This window comes from Microbispora sp. NPDC049633 (assembly GCF_040675265.1).
Classification (GTDB): Bacteria; Actinomycetota; Actinomycetes; order Streptosporangiales; family Streptosporangiaceae; genus Microbispora; species Microbispora maris.
The window spans coordinates 1-4,947 of record NZ_JBFAOO010000327.1 but is presented as its reverse complement, the minus strand read 5'-3'; the positions used below and the strand labels follow the sequence as shown (position 1 = coordinate 4,947).

Below are 4,947 nucleotides of genomic sequence, written 5' to 3'. Positions count from 1 at the left end.
AAGACACTCTTTCCCTACCCCCCGCTGTTCCGACCGGCCGCATCCCCCCGCCCGTACGCGCCCCGCCCACAAGGGGATGGGGCCCGGGGCGTCATCCCCCGGGCCGCTTCCGTATGTTCACCGCCGCGGCGATCGCTCACCGCGGCGACCTGTCATCGGCCGTACTGGCCGAAGTCGTACTCCTCCAGCGGGACGGCCTCGCCGCTGCCCGAGCCGAAGGTGTAGTCCGCCGCCGAACCGTCGTAGCCGCCGACCGTGTACATCGCGGCCTTGGCCTCCTCGGTCGGCTCCACCCGGATGTTGCGGTACTGGGGCATGCCCGTACCGGCCGGGATGAGCTTACCGATGATGACGTTCTCCTTGAGGCCGAGCAGCGAGTCCGACTTGGCGTGGATCGCCGCGTCGGTGAGGACTCGCGTCGTCTCCTGGAAGGACGCCGCCGACAGCCACGACTCGGTGGCCAGCGAGGCCTTGGTGATGCCCATCAGGACCGGACGACCGGCGGCCGGCTGGCCGCCCTCCGCCACGGTCTGACGGTTGATCGCCTCGAAGCGCGGCCGCTCGACCAGCTCGCCGGGCAGCAGCTCGGTGTCGCCGGACTCCAGCACGTTCACGCGCTTGAGCATCTGCCGGACAATGACCTCGATGTGCTTGTCGTGGATCGACACACCCTGCGAGCGGTAGACCTGCTGCACCTCGTCCACCAGGTGGAGCTGGACGGCGCGCGGACCGAGGATGCGCAGGACCTCGTTCGGGTTGCGCGCACCGGCGATCAGGAGCTGACCGACGTCCACGCGCTGCCCCTCCGAGACCAGCAGCCGCGACCGCATCGACACCGGGTAGGCGATCTCGTCGGAGCCGTCGTCCGGAGTGATGACGATCTTGCGGGTCTTGTCGGTCTCGTCGATCCGGACGCGGCCGGCGACCTCGCTGATCGGGGCGACACCCTTGGGGATGCGCGCCTCGAACAGCTCCTGCACACGCGGCAGACCGTGGGTGATGTCCGCACCCGCCACACCACCGGTGTGGAAGGTACGCATGGTCAGCTGGGTGCCGGGCTCACCGATCGACTGGGCCGCGATGATGCCGACGGCCTCACCGACGTCCACCAGCTTGCCGGTGGCCAGCGAGCGGCCGTAGCAGGTCGCGCAGACACCGATCTTGGCCTCGCAGACGAGCGTGCTGCGGGTCCTGACGGTCTCGATGCCGGCGTTCACCAGCGCCGTGACCACGTCGTCGTTGATGTCGACGCCCGCCGACGCGACGAGCTTGCCGTCCACCTCGACGTCCTCGGCCAGGATGCGGCCGTGCACGTTGCTCTCGGCGTTCTCGGCCTTGACCAGGTTGCCCTGCGGGTCGCGCTCGCCGACGTGCAGCGGGACGGCCCGGTCGGTGCCGCAGTCGATCTCGCGCACGATGACGTCCTGCGCGACGTCGACCAGACGACGGGTCAGGTAACCGGAGTCGGCGGTCCGCAGAGCGGTGTCCGCCAGACCCTTCCGCTGGCCGTGGGTCGAGATGAAGTACTCCAGCACCGACAGGCCCTCGCGGAACGAGGACTTGATCGGCCGCGGGATCGTCTCACCCTTGGTGTTGGACACCAGGCCGCGGATGCCGGCGATCTGCCGCACCTGCATGCGGTTACCGCGGGCGCCGGAGTTGACCATCATCCAGACCGGGTTGGTCGCCGGGAAGGCGTTGACCATGTCGGTCTCGACGTCCGCCGTCGCGTGGGTCCAGATCTCGATGAGCTCCTGACGGCGCTCCTCGTCGGTGATCAGACCGCGGTCGTACTCCCGCTGGACCTTGTCGGCGCGCTTCTCGTAGGACTCCATGATGGCGGCCTTGTTCGGCGGCGCCACGACGTCCTCGATGGAGATCGTGACACCGGCGCGGGTCGCCCAGTAGAAGCCGGCGTCCTTCAGCGAGTCGAGCGCGTTGGCCACCTCCACCTTCGGGTACCGCTCGGCCAGCTCGTTGACGATCGCCGAGAGCTGCTTCTTGCCGACCTGGTAGTTCACGAAGGGGTAGTTGGCGGGCAGCGTCTGGTTGAACAGGCACCGGCCCAGCGTGGTCTCCAGCCGGATCGGGTCGCCGGTCTCCCAGCCCTCGGGGGCCTCCCAGCCGCGCGGCGGCGGGACGTCCTTGAGGCGGACCTGGATCTTGGCCTGGATGTCCAGCTCGTGGCGGTCGTGGGCCATGAGGGCCTCCGACACCGTGGTGAACACCCGGCCCTCGCCCAGGCCACCCTCCTTCTGGGTGGTCAGCCAGTACAGACCGATGACCATGTCCTGGGTGGGCATCGTCACCGGCTTGCCGTCCGCCGGCTTGAGGATGTTGTTGGTGGACAGCATCAGGATCCGCGCCTCGGCCTGCGCCTCGGCCGACAGCGGCAGGTGCACCGCCATCTGGTCACCGTCGAAGTCCGCGTTGAACGCGGTGCAGACGAGCGGGTGGATCTGGATGGCCTTGCCCTCGACCAACTGCGGCTCGAAGGCCTGGATGCCCAGGCGGTGCAGGGTGGGCGCGCGGTTGAGCAGCACCGGGTGCTCGGTGATGACCTCTTCGAGCACGTCCCACACGACCGGCTTGGACCGCTCGACCATCCGCTTGGCGGACTTGATGTTCTGCGCGTGGTTGAGATCGACCAGACGCTTCATCACGAACGGCTTGAACAGCTCCAGCGCCATCTGCTTGGGCAGGCCGCACTGGTGGAGCTTGAGCTGCGGGCCGACGACGATGACCGAACGGCCGGAGTAGTCGACACGCTTGCCGAGCAGGTTCTGCCGGAAACGACCCTGCTTACCCTTCAGCATGTCGCTGAGGGACTTCAGCGGGCGGTTGCCGGGGCCCGTGACCGGGCGGCCGCGGCGGCCGTTGTCGAACAGGGCGTCGACGGCCTCCTGGAGCATCCGCTTCTCGTTGTTCACGATGATCTCGGGCGCGCCGAGGTCGAGCAGACGCTTGAGGCGGTTGTTCCGGTTGATGACCCGGCGGTACAGGTCGTTCAGGTCCGAGGTGGCGAAGCGGCCACCGTCGAGCTGGACCATCGGCCGCAGGTCCGGCGGGATCACCGGGATGCAGTCGAGGACCATGCCGCTCGGCGAGTTGCGGGTGTTGAGGAACGCCGCGACGACCTTGAGCCGCTTGAGGGCACGGGCCTTCTTCTGGCCCTTGCCGCTGCGGATGGTCTCCCGCAGGTTCTCCGCCTCGGCCTCCAGGTCGAAGCTGGCCAGCCGCTCCTGGATGGCCTGGGCGCCCATGCCGCCGCGGAAGTAGCGGCCGAACCGGTCGCGCATCTCGCGGTAGAGCAGCTCGTCGCCCTCGAGGTCCTGGACCTTGAGGTTCTTGAAGCGGCTCCAGACCTCCTCGAGCCGGTCCAGCTCGCGCTGGGCCCGGTCGCGGAGCTGGCGCATCTCGCGGTCGGCGCCCTCGCGAACCTTGCGGCGGGCGTCGCCCTTGGCGCCGGCGGCCTCCAGCTCGGCCAGGTCGGCCTCGAGCTTCTTCTGCCGGGCCTCGATGTCGGCGTCACGGCGCTGCTCGATGTGCTGCCGCTCGACGGAGATCTTCGCCTCCAGCGAGGGCAGGTCACGGTCACGCATCTCGTTGTCGACATGCGTGATCATGTACGCCGCGAAGTAGATGACCTTCTCCAGGTCCTTCGGAGCGAGGTCGAGCAGGTAGCCGAGGCGCGACGGGACACCCTTGAAGTACCAGATGTGGGTGACCGGCGCGGCCAGCTCGATGTGGCCCATCCGCTCGCGGCGCACCTTGGCGCGCGTGACCTCGACGCCACAACGCTCACAGATGATGCCCTTGAAGCGGACGCGCTTGTACTTGCCGCAGTAGCACTCCCAGTCCCGGGTCGGACCGAAGATCTTCTCGCAGAAGAGCCCGTCCTTTTCCGGCTTGAGGGTCCGGTAGTTGATGGTCTCCGGCTTCTTCACCTCGCCGTGCGACCACTGCCTGATGTCGTCGGCGGTCGCGAGGCCGATGCGCAGCTCGTCGAAGAAGTTGACGTCGAGCACTAGATAATCCCCTTTTGAATCAGACCTCGTCGACGGTCATCGCGCCCTCGTGGGGGCGCCGGGACAGGTCGATGCCGAGCTCCTCCGCCGCGCGGAAGACGTCCTCGTCGGTATCCCTCATCTCGATCGACATGCCGTCGCTGGAGAGAACCTCGACGTTCAGGCAGAGCGACTGCATTTCCTTGATGAGGACCTTGAAGGACTCGGGAATGCCCGCCTCGGGGATGTTCTCGCCCTTGACGATGGCCTCGTAGACCTTCACGCGGCCCAGCACGTCGTCGGACTTGATCGTCAGCAGCTCCTGCAGCGCGTACGCCGCGCCGTAGGCCTCCAGCGCCCACACCTCCATCTCGCCGAAGCGCTGGCCGCCGAACTGCGCCTTACCACCCAGCGGCTGCTGGGTGATCATCGAGTACGGGCCGGTCGAACGAGCGTGGATCTTGTCGTCGACCAGGTGCAGCAGCTTCAGGATGTAGATGTAGCCCACCGAGATCGGGTGCGGGAACGGCTCGCCGGAACGGCCGTCGAACAGCCGCGCCTTGCCGTTCTCCCCCACCATGCGGGAGCCGTCCCTGTTGACCAGGGTGCTGTCGAGCAGGCCGACGATCTCCTCCTCGTTAGCGCCGTCGAACACCGGCGTGGCGACCTTGGTCCAGGGCTCGACCCTGTCCATGTCCTTCTCACGCAGGCGCTCGGCCCAGGCCTCCTCGATACCGGAGACATCCCACCCGCGAGCGGCGATCCACCCGAGGTGTGTCTCCAGCACCTGGCCGACGTTCATCCGCCCGGGGACGCCCAGCGGGTTCAGGACGATGTCGACCGGAGTGCCGTCCTCGAGGAACGGCATGTCCTCCACCGGGAGGATCTTGGAGATGACGCCCTTGTTGCCGTGACGGCCGGCGAGCTTGTCCCCATCGGT

Annotated in this window: 1 protein-coding gene and 1 pseudogene; both read right to left on the bottom strand. The window is 67.8% G+C overall.

Translation table 11 applies throughout. The features are described from left to right. Window positions 1–152 precede the first annotated feature (152 nt). Complete coding sequence (locus tag AB0J39_RS38095) at window positions 153–4,028, bottom strand: DNA-directed RNA polymerase subunit beta' (protein WP_363473858.1); 3,876 nt, start codon at window positions 4,026–4,028, stop codon at window positions 153–155. A 19-nt stretch (window positions 4,029–4,047) separates the two neighbouring features. Further along, window positions 4,048–4,947 (bottom strand): annotated as a pseudogene (locus tag AB0J39_RS38090) (DNA-directed RNA polymerase subunit beta); the annotation flags it as partial.